The organism is Microbispora bryophytorum, assembly GCF_043197435.1.
In the GTDB taxonomy this organism is placed as follows: domain Bacteria; phylum Actinomycetota; class Actinomycetes; order Streptosporangiales; family Streptosporangiaceae; genus Microbispora; species Microbispora bryophytorum.
Window position 1 is genome coordinate 737,672 of the sequence record NZ_JBICTF010000001.1, and the last position, 15,341, is coordinate 753,012.

The following is a 15,341-nucleotide window of genomic DNA, read 5'->3' on the forward strand; positions in this document are numbered from 1 at the left end:
ACCTTTCTAACGCAATCGCCCGGCACCCCAGCACGGGCAAAACACGGGAGTGAATCCCCTCCCTGCTTCTCCGTAAGAAGGAGCTCGCGGCGAAGCCGCCGCCTCTGACGCATGTCTTCCCGCACCACTCTTGCGCTACTCCATGTTCCGCACCAGTGAAGGGATCTGTCATGAACAATGTCGGTTCGGAAATCGAAGAGACGCCCCTCAGCGCGTCCGGTACGGCACCGGATGTGGCCGGGTTCGTCGACCTCACCCAGCACGAGATCCAGGCCCTGAAAACTCGATGGAACCTCGCCGACGCCCACACCCACCAGCGTCAGTCGGCCGGCCAGGACAAGATCGTCGCCCGTCTCCCCGACCTGTGGTACGAGTCCGAGGAAAACCAGCAGGCGTATTTCGAGCGCCGATTCATCGACGCCTTCTTCCGCCTGCACAAGCAGCCCACCGCGGCCGCCGCCGGCAAAACCTGGCTGTCGTATTCGGCCAGCGTGTCCACAATGGTCGCCGCCATGTACCTGATGCAGCGGAACATGTCGGTCGGCCTCATCGAGCCGTGCTTCGACAATCTCGTCGACCTGCTCAAGCACATGAAGGTCGAGCTCACCGCACTGCCTGAGGAGTCACTCGCCGATCCGGCGCGCATTTACGCGAACCTGAGCACGCTGGAAACAGACGCGCTCTATCTGGTCGACCCGAACAACCCGACCGGATTCAGCCTCCTGCAGTACGGGATGGACGGGTTCCGCGAGGTCATCCGCTACTGCAAGGACCACGGCAAGCTGCTGATGCTCGACCTGTGCTTCGCCTCGTTCGCGCTGTGCGACGAGAAGATCGGGCGCATCGACATCTACAAGCTGCTGGAGGAGTCGGGCGTCTCCTACATGGCGCTGGAGGACACCGGCAAGACCTGGCCGGTGCAGGACGCCAAGTGCGCGATGCTCACGGTCAGCGACGACATCAAGGAGGAGGTCTACAACATCCAGACGGCCGTCCTGCTGAACGTCTCGCCGTTCGTCCTCAACTTCCTCACGCAGTACGTCGAGGACTCGATCGAGGACAACTTCGCCTCGGTACGCGACGTGATCACCGACAACCGGGCGATGGCCGTCAAGGCCGTCCAGGGCACCATCCTCGAGTACGTCGAGCCCGTGGTGAACACGAGCGTCGCGTGGTTCCGCATCAAGCCGGAGGACCTCACCGCGAGCGAGCTGCAGGAGCGGCTGCTGCAGGACGAGGTCTACGTGCTGCCCGGCACGTACTTCTACTGGAACGACCCCGCGAAGGGCGAGCGCTACATCCGCGTCGCCCTCGCCCGCCGGCCCGGCACCTTCTCCTGCGCCATGCACCGGATGCGTGAGGTGCTGCTCGGCTATGAGCGGTGAGCCCTTCCTCGACGCCGCCCTGTTCATGGGCATGCACAACCGCGACGACGAGGTCCGGCGGGGGTGCAAGCGCTTCTTCACCGAGCGGCTGTCCGGCGGCCACGTCCTGATGAGCCTGGAGCACGTGGGGCGGTGCGACGACCTGGTCTGGCGGTACCCCCGCCAGGTGCAGGACGAGTACTACCCGTTCATGGACAACCTGCACTCCGACATGGCCATCGACCGCATCGGCTACGACGAGCAGGACCTGCGCCTGGCCCTCGATGCCGGGGTGCTGTCGGGCCTTCCGCTGCACGAGCGGCTGCTCGTGGCGATGGCGATGCGCCGCGACACTGTCGTGGTCACGGCCAGCCCCCGGCTGAGCCTGCGCCCCGACCTGCCGGTCCTGCCGGTGGAGCCCGTGAAGCCGGCCGACGACGAACCGGTGTTCCCGGCGCCGCTCGAACGGCTCTACGAGCGGTCCTTGGCCCTGCGAGTCGACGTCGACGACCTGTGAGGTGACCCGTGTATCCAGCAAAGCACTCGGGGACGATCGTCCCCATGGTCACGCCCCTGACCGAGGCGGGCGAGGTGTCCGAGCAGAGCGTACGGCGGCTCGTCGGGTCTCTCAGGAGCGAGGTCACCGGGCTGATGCCCGCCCTGTCCACCGGCGAGGGGTGGAAGCTGTCGGATCGGCAGTGGCAGGACGTGGTCGCCTACACCGTCCGCCACGCGGACGGGCTGCCCGTCCTGGCCGGCGTGCAGTCGCCGACCACCGAGGAGGTGATCGCCAGGGCGAAGGAGGCCCAGGCCCTCGGCGTCGCGGCCATCGCCGTCACCACCCCCTTCTCGCCGGACCTGGCGCAGGAGGCGATCTACGAGCACTACCGGGCGATCCGGGAGGCCGTGCCGGTCCCGCTGTTCATCTACAACGAGAAGGCGCTGTCGGGCAACCAGATCGAACTGGACACTCTGGTGCGCGTCTGCGCCCTGCCCGGCGTCGTCGGCATCAAGGAGTCCAGCGGGTCGGCCGAGTTCACCAGGAAGCTCGTCGCCGCGGTCCCCGAGATCCCGGTGTTCGAGGGCTGGGAGAACCTCCTGCACGAGGTGACGGGACCCGGCGGCGTCGCCGGCTTCATCGGTCCCCTGGCCAACCTGGAGCCCGGCCTCGCCAACGCCATGCTGGCCCAGCCGTCCACGGAGCGGCAGCGGGAGATCGACGCGACCTGCGAGCAGTACGGCCTGTTCCACGACGACTGGTACCGGCACCTGAAGAAGGAACTGCACCGCCGCGGGGTCATCGACACCGATGCGGTCGTCGAGGAAGCGGGGTGAGCGGGATGTTGGAGGTCCGGCCCGGAGACTCCGTCCAGAAGCGGCTCTACGTCTACAACCGCTCGGTCCTCACCCCCGAGAGGTACGCCGAGCTGTGCGAGATCGAGCGCGACTGGGTGGTGCCCCTCGCCGCCGAGCACGAGGAGCGCGCTCCCCGCTTCGGGTTCCGCATCGAGCTGATCGACGCGCTCCACGACCTGCTGGGCAAGGAGCAGGCCAACCCCTCCGGCGACGAGCGCTTCCTGGCGGAGGAGGCCACCCTCGACCAGTTCAAGACGGTGGTCGCGGAGTTCGCCGTCGACGGCCTGGTGGAGTCGCAGTCCCACATCGGGATCCTGCGGCGTCTGCCGTCGAAGGCGCGCATGGCCGTGCTGCGCGTGCTCATCGACGAGTTCGGCTGCGGCAACGACGACATGGAGCACTCGCGGCTCTACCGCGACCTCGTGACCGAGCTGGGCATGCCCGCCGATCTACAGCACTATGTGGACCGGGCCGGGGAGGCCAGCTTCGCGTACGTCAACCTGTTCCACTGGCTGGCCGATCGGGCGCCGGAGCCGGAGTACTTCCTCGGCGCGTACGCCTACTTCGAGGCCAGCGTGCTGTACGCCTTCAAGCCCTTCGCGGCCGCGGCGAAACGGCTCGGCATCAGCAACGACCGCTATTACACAGAACATCTGTACATCGACAGCTTCCACTCCAAGCAGATGCAGACCGCGATACGGGCGCTGGGCGAGCACCGCGAGGTCGACCTGGCCAAGGTGTGGACCGGCGTCACGCTGACCAGCGCCGTCATCGCGGAGGCGACGGAGGCCGCGGTGGGCAGGGCGAGGAAGGTGCCCGCATGACCCAGGACACGGGCCGGCCCGTCTCGCTGCGCCAGATCGCGCCCGACCTCCTGCTCATCGAGGTGGCGGGCAGGCGGGTGCTGACCCAGGCGGAGTGTCCCCACCGCAGGGGGCGGCTGCGCTACGGCTACCTCAACGGGCGGACGCTGCGGATCACCTGCCCGCTGCACCACTCCACGTTCGACCTGCTCACCGGGCAGCAGGTGGCCGGGCCGCCGTGCGGATCGCTGCGCGTCACGCTACTGCCCGAGGACGCCGCGTCTCCTCGGTCGGCGGCGGAGGCGGCGGCGTACGCCGAGGCCGTCCTGCCCGAGGCGGGTGCTCCGTGACCACCCGCGAGCTGCCCGCCCCGGTCACCGGGCAGAGCACGCGGGTGGAGACGCACGGCGTCGGCCGGATCCCGGACGGCGAGCGGACCGCCTCGCCGCGCGAGTTCCTGTGGATCTGGCACTCGGCCCAGTTCTCCTTCGGCACGGTGGTGCTCGGCTCGGTGCCGGTGAGCTTCGGCCTGAGCTGGACGGCCTCCGTCACCGCGATCCTGGTGGGGCTGCTGATCGGCACGGCGGTGTTCGCACCGCTCGTGCTGTTCGGCAAGCGCACCGGCGCCAACGACGCGGTGTCCAGCGGCGCCCACTTCGGCGTGCGCGGCCGGGTCGTCGCCAACGTCATCACGATCGTGGTCGCGATCGGGTTCTTCTCGATCGCGGTGTGGACGGGCGCGACGGCCATCCTCGCGGCCGCCCAGCGGGTGCTCGGCACCCCGGCCGGCCCGGCCGGGCTGGCCGTCACGATGCCGCTGATGGCACTGGCCGTCGTGGTGGTCGCGGTGTTCGGATACGGCGCGCTGCTGGCGACGTACAAGGTCATGACGGTGATCGGCGGACTGGTGCTGCTGGCGCTGGTCGTGGTGCTGCTGCCCGACTTCGACCCGGCGTACGCGGGCGGGCAGTACGCGCTGGGCGACTTCTGGCGGACCTGGCTGCTGGCCGTGTCCTTCAGCGCCACGCTGCCGGTGTCGTACTCGACGTTCCAGGGCGACTACAGCCGCTACCTGTCGCCCCAGGTCCGCGACCGGACGGCGGTGGTGTACAACGGCGCGGCGATGTACGTGAGCAACGCGATCGCCCTTGTCGGCGGCGCCTACGTCACGACGATGCTGACGGACGGCTCAGCGCCCTGGATCCTCGGGGTGGCCGACGCCGTGCCCCGCTGGTTCGCGGTCGTGGTGATCGCCTTCGGGTTCGCCGGCACGCTGCCGCAGGCGGCACTGTGCCTGTACGCGGCGGGGCTGTCGGCCAACTCCCTCCTGTGGCGGCTCCCCCGCGCCGCCGCGACGTGGCTGATGTGGGCGCTCGGCGTCGCCACCCTCTACGTCGGGGCGATCGTCTTCGACGCCATCGAGTCGATCTCGACGTTCGTGCTGATCCTGCTCGTCCTCGTCTCGCCGTGGACCGCGATCATGCTGGTCGGGCTCGCCCTGCGTCGGGGCCGGTACCACCCCGATGACCTGTACGGCTTCGCCCGGCCCGCCGACCGGGGCAGGTACTGGTTCACCGGGGGGTTCAACCTCCGGGCCCTTGGGGCGTTCGCGCCCGCGGTGGTCCTCGGGCTGCTGTTCGTGGACAACACGATCTACACCGGCCCGTTCGCCCGCCTGGCGGGCGGGGTGGACCTGAGCTGCCTGGTGCCGTTCTGCACGGCGGCGCTGCTCTACGCCGTGCTGTGCCGGCTGTTCCCCGAGCGGACGGCCGTACCGACCGGAGGTGATACGAGATGAACAGGGATCCGCGGCTGCCCGACTCGCTCGACACGATCGTGGTCTTCTCCGACCTCAACTGCTCCTTCGCCCACCTGGCCGTCTACCGCCTGCACGAGGCGCGCCGGCGGCTCGGCCTGGAGGGACGGCTGTGGTTCGATCACCGCTGCTTCCCGCTGGAGCTGTTCAACCGGACGGTGAACGAGCGTCCGGGGGTGGACTCGGAGGTGTCGGTGGTCGGCGCGCTCGACCCCGGCGCCGGCTGGCGGCTGTGGCAGGGGCCCGACTGGACCTATCCGGTCACGATGCTGCCGCCCCTGGAGGCCGTGCAGGCGGCGAAGGCGCAGAGCCTGCACGCCTCGGAACAGCTCGACCTGGGGCTGCGCCGGGCCTTCTGGGCCGAGGGCCGGTGCATCTCGCTGCGGCACGAGATTCTCGACGTCGCGGCCTCCACCGGGGTGGTCGACGTCGCCGCGCTGGCCGAGGCGCTCGACGACGGCCGTGCCCGGCGGGCGGTGATGGATCAGTTCGAGACGGCCCGGCACGGCCGGGTCAACTGCAGCCCCCACGTGTTCCTGTACGACGGGACCGACGTCGCCAATCCCGGCGTGCGGGCACGGTGGGTCAACGGCGACTTCGGCGTGGGGTTCCCGGTCATCGACGCCGATGACCCGACCGTCTACACGGATCTGCTGGCCAGGGCGGCCGAGCTGATCTGCGAGGCGGCCTGACCACCCGCCGTCGGCACGGGGCGCGGGCCTGGCGAGGGGGTCCGCGCCCTGCGCGTGCCCCGGCACGGGCTCGGGAGCAGCCACGGCGCGAGCGCGGGAGCAGGCACGGCGCGGGGCGGGCGTGGGAGCAGGCCGGGTCCCGCGGCTGTATACAGGTCCACGTGAGGTTGGACGAGCTTGACCGCGCCATAATCCGGGCCCTTGTCGAGGACGCCCGGGCGACCTACGCCGAGATAGGCGCTCAGGTGGGGCTGTCGGCTCCGGCCGTGAAGAGGCGGGTCGACCGGCTCGTCGCCAGCGGCGCGATCACCGGATTCAGCGCCAGAGTGGAACCCTCGGCCCTCGGCTGGACCACCGAGGCGTACGTCGAGCTGTACTGCCGGGGCAAGACCTCACCGGCGGAGATCGGCATGGCCGTGTCCCGGCACCCGGAGGTCGTCTCCGCCTGCACGGTGACCGGCGAGGCCGACGCGCTGCTGCACATCCGCGCGACCGACGTGCGGCACGTCGAGCGGGTGATCGAGCGCCTGGCGGCCGAACCTTTCGTGGTGCGCACCAAGAGTTCGATCGTGCTGTCGCGGCTGATTAACGGATCGCTGCAAAACGGGTGAAGGACGCAACCGATCCACACGTGATCGCAACGTGGGCGCATTGGATTGTCGGCTTCCGATTCCTACGCTGAAGTCCCGTTCACCCGGTTTTCCGCTTGGAGTCGACGATGACGCTCGCGCCAGCCACCGAGACCACCGACAGTGGTCGTACGGGAACGGTCCGGCATTTCCTGATGTGCCGGCCCGAGTTCTTCACGGTCTCGTATTCCATCAACCCCTGGATGCATCCCGAGAGGGACACCGACACGACCAGGGCGTTGCGGCAGTGGGACACCCTCCGGCAGGCGTACGAGAGCCTGGGCCACACCGTGAGTTTGATCGACCCGATCGAGGGCCTGCCGGACATGGTGTTCGCCGCGAACGGCGCGCTGGTCGTGGACGGACGGGTCTACGGGGCAAGGTTCGCGCACCCGGAGCGCGCCGCCGAGGGCCCCGCCTACCTGCGGTGGTTCGCCGAACAGGGATACGAGACACTGGATGCGTCCTTCACCAACGAGGGCGAGGGCGACTACCTGACGCTCGACGAGATGATCCTGGCCGGGACGGGCTTCCGCACCGACGTGGCGGCGCACATGGAGGCCCAGGAGTTCCTCGGCCGGCCAGTCGTCACGCTGCGCCTGGTCGACCCGAGGTTCTACCACCTCGACACCGCCCTGTTCCCGCTGGACGGCCACAACGTCGCGTACTATCCGGAGGCGTTCAGCGAAGGCAGCAGGAAGGTGCTGCGGCGGCTGTTCCCCGACGCCGTGATCGCCACGTCCGCGGACGCGGAGGTGCTGGGCCTCAACGCGGTGAGCGACGGCCGCAACGTCGTCGTCAACGCCGAGGCGACCGAGCTGGCCCTGGAACTCAAGCGCCGCGGCTACGAGGTCGTCCCGGTGGACCTCGGCGAGCTGCGCAAGGCCGGCGGCGGGCCCAAGTGCTGCACCCTCGAGATCCGGCCGAACAGGGAGATTCGATGAACAGCGAGGAACTGATCCGGCTCAGCGAGAGCCGCAGCGCGCACAACTACCACCCGCTGCCCGTCGTGATCAGCTCGGCCGAGGGCGCCTGGGTCACCGACGTGGAGGGCAAGCGGTATCTCGACTGCCTGGCCGGCTACTCCTCGCTGAACTTCGGCCACAGCAACCCGGAGATCCTCACCGCCGCCCGCGAGCAGCTCGACCGGCTGACGCTGACCAGCCGGGCGTTCTACCACGACCGGTTCGCCGAGTTCGTGACCGGCCTTTCCGAGCTGTGCGGCAAGGACATGGTCCTGCCGATGAACACCGGCGCGGAGGCCGTCGAGACCGCGATCAAGGTCGCCCGCAAGTGGGGCTACGAGGTCAAGGGCGTCGCCCCCGGCCAGGCCAACATCGTCGTGATGGAGGACAACTTCCACGGCCGCACCACGACCATCGTGGGCTTCTCCACCGACCCCGAGTCGCGCGACGGCTTCGGTCCCTTCTCCCCCGGCTTCCGGGTCGTCAAGTACGGCTCGGCCGAAGCGGTCAGGGAGGCGATCGACGAGAACACGGTGGCCGTGCTGCTGGAGCCCATCCAGGGCGAGGCCGGCGTGCTGGTCCCGCCGGACGGCTACCTCGCCGCGGTCAGGGAGATCTGCACCGGCAACAACGTGCTGATGGTGGCCGACGAGATCCAGTCGGGCCTCGGCCGCACCGGCGAGACGTTCGCCTGCGACCACGAACGCGTCGTCCCCGACCTGTACGTCCTGGGCAAGGCCCTCGGCGGCGGCGTGGTCCCGGTCTCCGCGGTCGTCGCCGACGCCGATGTCATGGGCGTGATCGGGCCCGGCCAGCACGGGTCCACCTTCGGCGGCAACCCGCTGGCGTGCGCCGTCGGCGACGCGGTGATCGGGCTGCTGCGGACCGGCGAGTACCAGGCCAGGGCCCGCGAGCTCGGCGCGTTCCTGCACGCGCGGCTGGCGGACCTCGGCCGCCAGGAACACGGTGTGGTGGCCGTGCGCGGGCGCGGGCTGTGGGCGGGCATCGACATCGACCCCTCGCTCGGCACCGGCCGGCAGATCAGCGAGGCGCTCATGCGCCGCGGCGTGCTCGTCAAGGACACGCACGGTTCGACGATCCGCCTCGCGCCGCCCCTCGTCGTCTCCCGGGACGACCTGGACTGGGCGGTGGACCAGCTCAGCGCGGTGCTGCGGGAGGCTCGGGCCTGATCCGCACCGAGTCCTGATCGCCGGTGTCGGTGAACCAGGTCACCGCGGCCTCCCCGGGCGCCAGCTCGATGGCGGTCATCATGTTGGGGAACCAGGGTCCCTTGGTGATGCGCCACCGCAACGGCGGCCGGGGAAGGCCCCCGGCCCTGGCCAGCACCCCACCGAGCACGCCCGCGAGCCCGAACGACGCCACGATGTTGGCGAAGCGCAGCGTGCGGCTCAGCGGGTTGCGGATCGGTGAGCAGACGATCTGGTGGACCCGCCCGCCGCCCCGGCGCCGTACGGACGCCATGTAGGAGTAGTGGACGTCGCCCGACAGCAGCAGGACGCTCGCGGGCGGCCTCCCCCGAACGCCCGAGGCGACCTCCAGCACCACCTGCGCGAGCTCCTCGAACGACCGGCGGAAGGCCCCCCAGTGCTCCAGGTCGAGGAACTGCCGCACCCGCTCGCCCCACCGCGCCGCCCTGCGGCCCCAGATGCCGTCGCAGACCGCCTCGTTCCAGCTCTCCACGTGGTGGATCCCGGAGGGCAGCAGGATCGGCAGCGAGGAGCCGACGAGCAGGTGGTCGAAGTCGCCGGTGGCGTGCTTGTCGAACCACTCCCACTCCCCGGGGTCGAGCATCCGCCGGCGTCCCGGCTCCAGCACCCGGGCGCTGCGGCTGTCCAGCACGATCAGCCGGGTGCCGCCCAGGTCCCGGTGGTAGCTCCAGCGCACCGAGTCGGGATCCCGGTCGGCCCGCCGGGCGAAGGTGTCGAGCACCTCGTCGCCGCCGCCGGCCTTCAGCGCGGCGAGCACGGGATCGGCCGCCCGCTCCGCCGGGGGCAGGTTCCCCAGGTGCTGGTAGACGTAGTACGAGCCGAGCGCGGAGACGATGCGCCGCTCCCACCAGGGCACCTCGGCCATCTGCTCGCGCCAGACGTTCGAGGTGTTCCAGTCGTCCCTGACGTCGTGGTCATCGAAGATCATCAGGGTGGGGACCGTGGCCATCAGCCAGCGGACCGCAGGATCGGACCACGCCTGCCGGTACAGCTCGGCGTACTCCTCGAAGTCGACGACCTCCTCGGGGCCCTCGTCCCTGCGCCCGGCGATGAACTCCTTCATGCCCGGCGTGAGCTCGTCGGCGTACACCTGGTCGCCCAGCAGCAGGATCAGGTCGGGCCGCTCGTCCGGCGACTCCATCAGGCGCAGGCCGTAGGCCCGCAGGACGTCCGGGCCGTGCGTGCGCACGTACGGCTCCTCGTGCGGGACGCTGGTGCGGCAGGAGCCGAAGATCAGCCGGTCGAGGCTGGTCAGCGGGCGGATCACGCTCGGCGGCAGGCCCTCTTCCGGCCACACCCGCCGGTCGTCGAGCTCCACCTCGTAGGCCACCGGGCCCTCGATGCCGACGTCGAGCAGGGCGTAGTGGTGGCCGTGCGCGGTGAAGGTGCGCTCCTCCGAGCAGGCGTCACCGGCCCGCACTCGGACGGTGCAGGGTTCGGAGGTCTCCACCCAGACGGTCGCGGCGGACGCGTCCACGTGGCGCAGCAACGGGCCAAGCACAAGTTCCGGCACGAGACCTGTCTACTGCAAAAGGACGGCAAAGCGCGACTTGTGTCCATCCGTCCCATGTCGTTCACCGTTCGCGCACGGCCTGTACGCCGGAACGGCGAAATCCCGCCCGTCGATCTCCGTATTGGCCTATATCGCGATCACCCGGCGCACGGTTTGATCCAGATGTCGCTCATCCGGTCCGCCTTTCGCACCCGTCAACGACGACGGCGCGCGAGGTCCGGGGGGACGACCGGCCTTTCCGAAGGAGAACATCAGAATGACCGTCACGGACTTCCCGACAACGGCGTCGGGGGTTCGGTCCCCGATCCCCGATCTCCCCGTCCCCTCACCGGGTGAGCGCGCCCTGGCCGCCGCCCGATTCCAGCTCACCGAGGCGTCCCGCTTCCTCGGCCTCGACGACGGCCTGCACGACATGCTCGCCACGCCCCGCCGCTCGCTGACGGTGTCCGTGCCCGTACGGCGCGAGGACGGCCGCCTGGAGGTGGTGCAGGGCCACCGCGTGCAGCACAACCTGTCGCGCGGGCCGGCCAAGGGCGGCATCCGCTTCCATCCCGCCACCGATCTCGCCGAGGTCACCGCCCTCGCCATGTGGATGACGTGGAAGTGCGCCCTCGTCGGCATCCCGTACGGCGGGGCCAAGGGCGGCGTCGCGGTGGACCCGGCCACGCTGACCACCCGCGAGCTCGAACGCGTCACCCGGCGCTACGTCAACGAGATCCTGCCGCTCATCGGCCCGGAGAAGGACATCCCCGCGCCCGACGTGGGCACCGACGAGCAGACCATGGCCTGGATCATGGACACCTACAGCGCCAACGCGGGCTACTCCGTGCCCGGCGTGGTGACCGGCAAGCCCACGGCGCTCGGCGGCTCGCTGGGCCGCGCGGGCGCGACCTCGCGCGGGGTGCAGATCGCCGCGCTGCGGGCGCTGGCCCGGACAGACGGGGCCCGCTCCCCCGAGGGCACGGCCGTCGCGGTGCAGGGCTTCGGCAAGGTGGGCGCGCTCGCCGCCCAGTACCTCGCCGACGCCGGCTGCCGCGTCGTGGCCGTCTCCGATGCGGGCGGCGCGGTCGTCCGGCCCTCCGGCCTCGACGTCGCCGCGCTGCGCGCCCACGCCGCCGAGACCGGGTCGGTCCACGGCTACCGCGACGCCGACCCGCTCTCCCACGACGAACTGCTCGAACTCGACGTGGACGTGCTGGTGCCGGCCGCGCTCGAAGGCGTGATCACGGCGGACAACGCGCCGCGCGTACGGGCCCGCCTGGTCGTGGAGGGCGCCAACGGGCCCACCACGCCCGAGGCCGACCTGATCCTGGCCGGCAACGGGGTCACGGTGGTGCCCGACATCCTGGCCAACGCGGGCGGGGTGATCGTGTCCTACCTGGAGTGGGTGCAGAACACCCAGGCGTACTCCTGGAGCGCCGGGGAGGTCGAGGTGAAGCTCCGCGACCTGATGGAGAACGCCTACCGGGCGGTCGCGGACCTGGCCGCGGAGCGTGACCTCACGCTCCGCCAGGCCGCCCACGCGATCGGGGTGGGGCGGGTGGCCGAGGCCCACCGGATGCGGGGCCTCTACCCCTGACGCCCCCTATAGAGACGGCGATGACGACCGCCTCCCGGGAATATGCGGCTTCCGGGAGGCGGTCAGGCCGTCGCCGCCGTCTCGGCGGTCTCCGCTGTTTCCGTGGCGGCCAGCACGATCCGCTCGCACAGCTCGTGGGTCGCCAGGGCGTCGTCGGCCGTGAGGATCCGGCCCTCGCGGACCGCGGCGAGGAACTCCCCGCAGGTCTGCTCGATGCCGCGCTGCCGGGTGGCCGGCACCCAGTCGCCACGCCTCACAAGGGTTTCGTCCCCGCCGAATTCGACCACATCGCCGAGGTTGACGACCCGCCGCTTCCCGCCGCCTCCCATGACCTCGCAGGTCTCCTCGGCCGCGCCGCTGGTGCGGCTCATCACTCCGACGGCGGTGAACCCGTCGCCGCCGAGCGTCAGCACCACGTGTTCGAGCAGGCCATCCCGCACCCTGGTCCTGATCGCGGTGTCGGTGACCGGCCCGGGGGCGAGGAAGCGCAGCGTGTCGGCCACGTGGATGAAGTCGTCGAAGATCACGGTCCGCGGGTCGGCGGGCAGGCCGCGCCGGTTCTTCTGCATCACGACCACGTCGCGCGGCAGGCCGCGCAGGGCCGCGTACGCGGGGGCGTGCCTGCGGTTGAACCCGACCATCAGCGACCTGCCGCGCTCGCGGGCCAGCCGTACGAGCCCGGCCGAGGCGGCGGCGTCGTAGGCGAGCGGCTTGTCCACGTAGACGTGCACGCCCGCCTCCAGCAGCGTGGTCACGATCGGGACGTGCGCGGCGGTGGCCGCGTGCACGAAGGCCGCGTCGACCTCGGCCTCGGCGAGTGCGTCCACGGAGGTGAAGCGCGCGCCGACCCGGTACGCGTCGCCGAGCCGGTCGAGAACCGCCCGGTCGCGCGTGCACAGCAGCGGCTCGACGCCCGGCGTCGCCGCCAGCACCGGCAGGTACGCCTTTTCCGCGATGTCTCCCAGGCCGATGATTGCGACTTTCATGCCGGGGAGACTATCGCCGCCGCTCCGGCGCCTGTCAGCGCCCCCGCCACCACGCCACCGTCTCCTTCACCCCGTCCTCGACCGGTGTCGGCCCGAACCCGAGGACGGCCTGGGAGGCGGAGGAGTCGAGCATGTACGGCCGGTCGAACTGATAACGAGTCTCCCCCAGCGCGCGCAGGAACGGCGATACGAGGCCTGCCGCCTTCAGCATCCACGACGGCAGCCGCCGCAGGCGCGGCGCCGGGAGGCCACCCGCCTCGCACACCATCTCGGCGAACTCCCGGATGGTGACGGGCGGCGCGGTCGGCACATGCCAGGGCCTGCCCCACGCGCGCTCCTCCTCCGCGGCCGCCGCCAGCGCCCGCACCACATCGGGCAGGTACGTCCAGCTGTGCGGGATGCCGGGGTCGCTCAGGACGAGGGCGGGCTTGCCCGCGAACAGGGGCTCCAGGAGCCGCGGCCCCACGTACGACTGGTCGGACGACCGCGGCCCGTAGTAGTCCGAGCCGCGCACCTCCGTGACCCGCACCCGGCCGGCCTCGTGCGCGGCGCGCATCTGCTCCCACATCCGCGCCCTGACCCTGCCCTTCGTGCCCGCCGCGGCGAGCGGCAGATCCTCGGTCATCGGCCCGTCCACCGGGCCGTACCCGTACAGGTTGCCCAGGGTGACCAGGACGGCCCCGGACGACTCGGCGGCGGCCAGCAGCGAGGCCGCGATCGGCGGCCAGTCCACGGGCCACCGGTGGTAGCGCGGGTTGGCACAGTTGTAGAGCGCGTCGGCCCCTTCGGCGAGCCGCCGCATCGCGGACGCGTCGCCCGCGTCCGCCGCGACCGGTGAGATTCCCGGACGCTTCGGGCCCGAGCCCGAGCGGGTGACGAGGGTCACCTCGTGCCCGCGCTCCGCCAGCGTCTCGGCGAGCCCGCCGCCGACCTGTCCCGCTCCGACGATCACATGCTTGCCCATCACTTCTCCTTCAGACCTGATCCGTCAGCAACCGCAGCAGGGCGTCCACGACGTACACCACCGCGAACACGACGCCCGCGGTGACGAGCCCGGAGGCCACCAGCGCGGCCGCCCCCGCCCCGAACCACACGACCTCGAAGGCCGCCCGGGCGAGCCCGTGCAACTGGTGCGGCGCCTTGCCGCCCGCCATGAACAACCCCCAGAGCGTCGCGAACACCGCGGGCGTGCCGAGCCCCACCATGATCCTGACCAGGAGATGCGCCTCCCGGGTGAACCCCCAGTAGGCCAGGGAGATCAGCACACCCAGCTCCAGGAAGAACATCGCTGCGGCGGCCGTTCCCTTGATCACGGTGAGCATCGGCACTCCTTGCGTTCATCGCTCCGCTATGAGAGCGATGCTCTCTCATTGGAGCATCATTCGTCAAGAGCACCGCTCTCTAATCGCTCAGGTGCTCTGATAATCTGGCCGCATGAACGCGAGCCGTACCGCGCGGGAGCGGGTGAGAGCGGAGCTGATCAGGGAGATCACGGACATCGCCCGGCGGCAGCTGGCGACCGAGGGGGCCGTGGGCCTGTCCCTGCGGGCGGTGGCCCGGGAGATGGGGATGGTCTCCTCGGCGATCTACCGCTATTTCCCCAGTCGCGACGACCTGCTGACAGCGCTGATCATCGATGGGTACAACGCCCTCGGGGAGGCCGTCGAGCACGCCGACGCCGCCTGCGCGCGCGACGACTTCACCGGACGCTGGCTCGCCGTGTGCCGGGCAGTGCGCACATGGGCCCTGGCCCATCCGCACGAGTACGCCCTGCTGTACGGCTCACCCGTGCCGGGCTACGCCGCCCCGCAGGACACCGTCGCGGCGGCGGTGCGGGACACGGCCGTGTACGGACGGATCATCGCCGAGGCCCACCGAGCGGGCAGGCTCACCCCTCCCCCGATCTGCCCGCCGCCGCCCGCGATCATGGCGGAGGACGCCGAGGTCGTGCGGTCACTGATCCCGGACGTGCCGGACGACGTGGTCACGCGGGCGATCGTCGCCTGGACGGGCCTGTTCGGGATGGTCAGCTTCGAGCTCTTCGGTCAGTTCAACAACACGATCACCCACCGCGCCGAGCTGTTCGACCACAACATGACCTGCCTCGCCCGCCTCCTGGGCCTGCCCGAGTAGGCGGCCTCCGGCAGCCGGACGTCCGCCGGCGTCGAGGGCCGGTTCGGAGGGTGAGATCTTTCTCACGCCTCCTGCGCGCAAGAGGCTCACCTCACGTAACTGTAAGTTGGACGGACGTGCTCACAGCCTCGACGTGGGCCGCGTCCCCTGGCTCATGGCAGTGCCAGGTCTCCTCACTCACGTTCCTTCCGGGGGATCCGATCGTGCGCGTCCAGCTTGTCCGTCCGTACGCCGGCCTGGACGGCGCCCGGTAGCCCTCCGCGGCACCCGTCGTCG

Annotated in this window: 16 protein-coding genes; 12 read left to right on the forward strand and 4 right to left on the reverse strand. The window is 70.7% G+C overall.

Annotation, left to right across the window (positions count from 1 at the left end):
- Positions 1-170: 170 nt before the first annotated feature.
- The 10 genes from ACGFIB_RS03450 to rocD all read left to right on the forward strand — a co-directional run bounded on the left by ACGFIB_RS03450 (position 171) and on the right by rocD (position 8,815).
- The gene (locus tag ACGFIB_RS03450) at positions 171-1,385 is read left to right on the forward strand and encodes an aminotransferase class I/II-fold pyridoxal phosphate-dependent enzyme (protein ID WP_357246632.1); all 1,215 of its coding nucleotides are present in this window, start codon (positions 171-173) and stop codon (positions 1,383-1,385) included.
- A complete protein-coding gene (locus ACGFIB_RS03455; RefSeq protein WP_357257634.1) occupies positions 1,375-1,881 on the forward strand; it encodes a DUF6190 family protein in 507 nt (168 codons plus the stop codon). Before ACGFIB_RS03450 ends, ACGFIB_RS03455 begins: the two co-directional genes overlap by 11 nt.
- 8 nt (positions 1,882-1,889) lie before the next feature.
- Positions 1,890-2,699, forward strand: a complete 810-nt coding sequence (locus ACGFIB_RS03460) for a dihydrodipicolinate synthase family protein (RefSeq protein WP_317984755.1) — start codon at positions 1,890-1,892, stop codon at positions 2,697-2,699.
- A 5-nt stretch (positions 2,700-2,704) separates the two neighbouring features.
- Entirely contained in the window at positions 2,705-3,544 is an 840-nt protein-coding gene (locus tag ACGFIB_RS03465; protein ID WP_142568879.1) for an iron-containing redox enzyme family protein, read from the forward strand.
- A complete protein-coding gene (locus tag ACGFIB_RS03470; RefSeq protein WP_357018928.1) occupies positions 3,541-3,873 on the forward strand; it encodes a Rieske (2Fe-2S) protein in 333 nt (110 codons plus the stop codon). The genes ACGFIB_RS03465 and ACGFIB_RS03470 overlap by 4 nt, the downstream gene beginning before the upstream one ends.
- Entirely contained in the window at positions 3,870-5,321 is a 1,452-nt protein-coding gene (locus ACGFIB_RS03475) for a purine-cytosine permease family protein (protein ID WP_208762081.1), read from the forward strand. The genes ACGFIB_RS03470 and ACGFIB_RS03475 overlap by 4 nt, the downstream gene beginning before the upstream one ends.
- On the forward strand, positions 5,318-6,031 hold the full coding sequence (locus tag ACGFIB_RS03480) for a DsbA family oxidoreductase (RefSeq protein WP_191051973.1): 714 nt from the start codon (positions 5,318-5,320) through the stop codon (positions 6,029-6,031). Before ACGFIB_RS03475 ends, ACGFIB_RS03480 begins: the two co-directional genes overlap by 4 nt.
- Before the next feature lie 161 nt (positions 6,032-6,192).
- Positions 6,193-6,642, forward strand: coding sequence for an Lrp/AsnC family transcriptional regulator (locus tag ACGFIB_RS03485; RefSeq protein ID WP_142624257.1), 450 nt, complete (start codon positions 6,193-6,195; stop codon positions 6,640-6,642).
- A 107-nt stretch (positions 6,643-6,749) separates the two neighbouring features.
- Positions 6,750-7,604 carry a dimethylargininase gene (gene ddaH, locus ACGFIB_RS03490; RefSeq protein WP_393368158.1) on the forward strand — a complete coding sequence of 285 codons (855 nt, stop codon included), beginning with the start codon at positions 6,750-6,752 and terminating at the stop codon, positions 7,602-7,604.
- A complete protein-coding gene (gene rocD, locus ACGFIB_RS03495; RefSeq protein ID WP_393368160.1) occupies positions 7,601-8,815 on the forward strand; it encodes an ornithine--oxo-acid transaminase in 1,215 nt (404 codons plus the stop codon). The genes ddaH and rocD overlap by 4 nt, the downstream gene beginning before the upstream one ends.
- On the opposite strand, the gene ACGFIB_RS03500 is transcribed toward rocD, so the two are convergent.
- Positions 8,784-10,367, reverse strand: coding sequence for an alkaline phosphatase D family protein (locus tag ACGFIB_RS03500; RefSeq protein WP_357257630.1), 1,584 nt, complete (start codon positions 10,365-10,367; stop codon positions 8,784-8,786). The genes rocD and ACGFIB_RS03500 overlap by 32 nt on opposite strands.
- Positions 10,368-10,623: 256 nt before the next feature.
- On the opposite strand from ACGFIB_RS03500, the gene ACGFIB_RS03505 reads away from it, so the two are divergent.
- A complete protein-coding gene (locus tag ACGFIB_RS03505) occupies positions 10,624-11,946 on the forward strand; it encodes a Glu/Leu/Phe/Val family dehydrogenase (protein WP_357257628.1) in 1,323 nt (440 codons plus the stop codon).
- A gap of 62 nt (positions 11,947-12,008) precedes the next feature.
- Here the strand turns inward: ACGFIB_RS03505 and ACGFIB_RS03510 are convergent, their stop codons facing one another.
- The 3 genes from ACGFIB_RS03510 to ACGFIB_RS03520 are packed head-to-tail and all read right to left on the reverse strand — an operon-like array spanning position 12,009 to position 14,254.
- Entirely contained in the window at positions 12,009-12,932 is a 924-nt protein-coding gene (locus ACGFIB_RS03510) for a Gfo/Idh/MocA family protein (protein WP_393368163.1), read from the reverse strand.
- Positions 12,933-12,966: 34 nt separating this feature from the next.
- Complete coding sequence (locus ACGFIB_RS03515) at positions 12,967-13,896, reverse strand: NAD-dependent epimerase/dehydratase family protein (protein ID WP_393368165.1); 930 nt, start codon at positions 13,894-13,896, stop codon at positions 12,967-12,969.
- Between the two features lie 10 nt (positions 13,897-13,906).
- Positions 13,907-14,254, reverse strand: coding sequence for a YrdB family protein (locus ACGFIB_RS03520; RefSeq protein ID WP_393368167.1), 348 nt, complete (start codon positions 14,252-14,254; stop codon positions 13,907-13,909).
- Between the two features lie 112 nt (positions 14,255-14,366).
- On the opposite strand from ACGFIB_RS03520, the gene ACGFIB_RS03525 reads away from it, so the two are divergent.
- The gene (locus ACGFIB_RS03525) at positions 14,367-15,065 is read left to right on the forward strand and encodes a TetR/AcrR family transcriptional regulator (protein ID WP_357257622.1); all 699 of its coding nucleotides are present in this window, start codon (positions 14,367-14,369) and stop codon (positions 15,063-15,065) included.
- The last annotated feature ends 276 nt before the right edge of the window (positions 15,066-15,341 follow it).

What these genes read in the sequence shown, in the direction of transcription:
- ACGFIB_RS03465 (WP_142568879.1), top strand. Translation starts at nt 2,705, where the DNA reads ATGTTGGAGGTCCGGCCCGGAGACTCCGTCCAGAAGCGGCTCTACGTC.
- ACGFIB_RS03515 (WP_393368165.1), bottom strand. Translation starts at nt 13,896, where the DNA reads ATGGGCAAGCATGTGATCGTCGGAGCGGGACAGGTCGGCGGCGGGCTC.
- ACGFIB_RS03470 (WP_357018928.1), top strand. Translation starts at nt 3,541, where the DNA reads ATGACCCAGGACACGGGCCGGCCCGTCTCGCTGCGCCAGATCGCGCCC.
- ACGFIB_RS03525 (WP_357257622.1), top strand. Translation starts at nt 14,367, where the DNA reads ATGAACGCGAGCCGTACCGCGCGGGAGCGGGTGAGAGCGGAGCTGATC.
- ACGFIB_RS03510 (WP_393368163.1), bottom strand. Translation starts at nt 12,932, where the DNA reads ATGAAAGTCGCAATCATCGGCCTGGGAGACATCGCGGAAAAGGCGTAC.
- ACGFIB_RS03450 (WP_357246632.1), top strand. Translation starts at nt 171, where the DNA reads ATGAACAATGTCGGTTCGGAAATCGAAGAGACGCCCCTCAGCGCGTCC.
- rocD (WP_393368160.1), top strand. Translation starts at nt 7,601, where the DNA reads ATGAACAGCGAGGAACTGATCCGGCTCAGCGAGAGCCGCAGCGCGCAC.
- ACGFIB_RS03505 (WP_357257628.1), top strand. Translation starts at nt 10,624, where the DNA reads ATGACCGTCACGGACTTCCCGACAACGGCGTCGGGGGTTCGGTCCCCG.
- ACGFIB_RS03520 (WP_393368167.1), bottom strand. Translation starts at nt 14,254, where the DNA reads ATGCTCACCGTGATCAAGGGAACGGCCGCCGCAGCGATGTTCTTCCTG.
- ddaH (WP_393368158.1), top strand. Translation starts at nt 6,750, where the DNA reads ATGACGCTCGCGCCAGCCACCGAGACCACCGACAGTGGTCGTACGGGA.
- ACGFIB_RS03455 (WP_357257634.1), top strand. Translation starts at nt 1,375, where the DNA reads ATGAGCGGTGAGCCCTTCCTCGACGCCGCCCTGTTCATGGGCATGCAC.
- ACGFIB_RS03480 (WP_191051973.1), top strand. Translation starts at nt 5,318, where the DNA reads ATGAACAGGGATCCGCGGCTGCCCGACTCGCTCGACACGATCGTGGTC.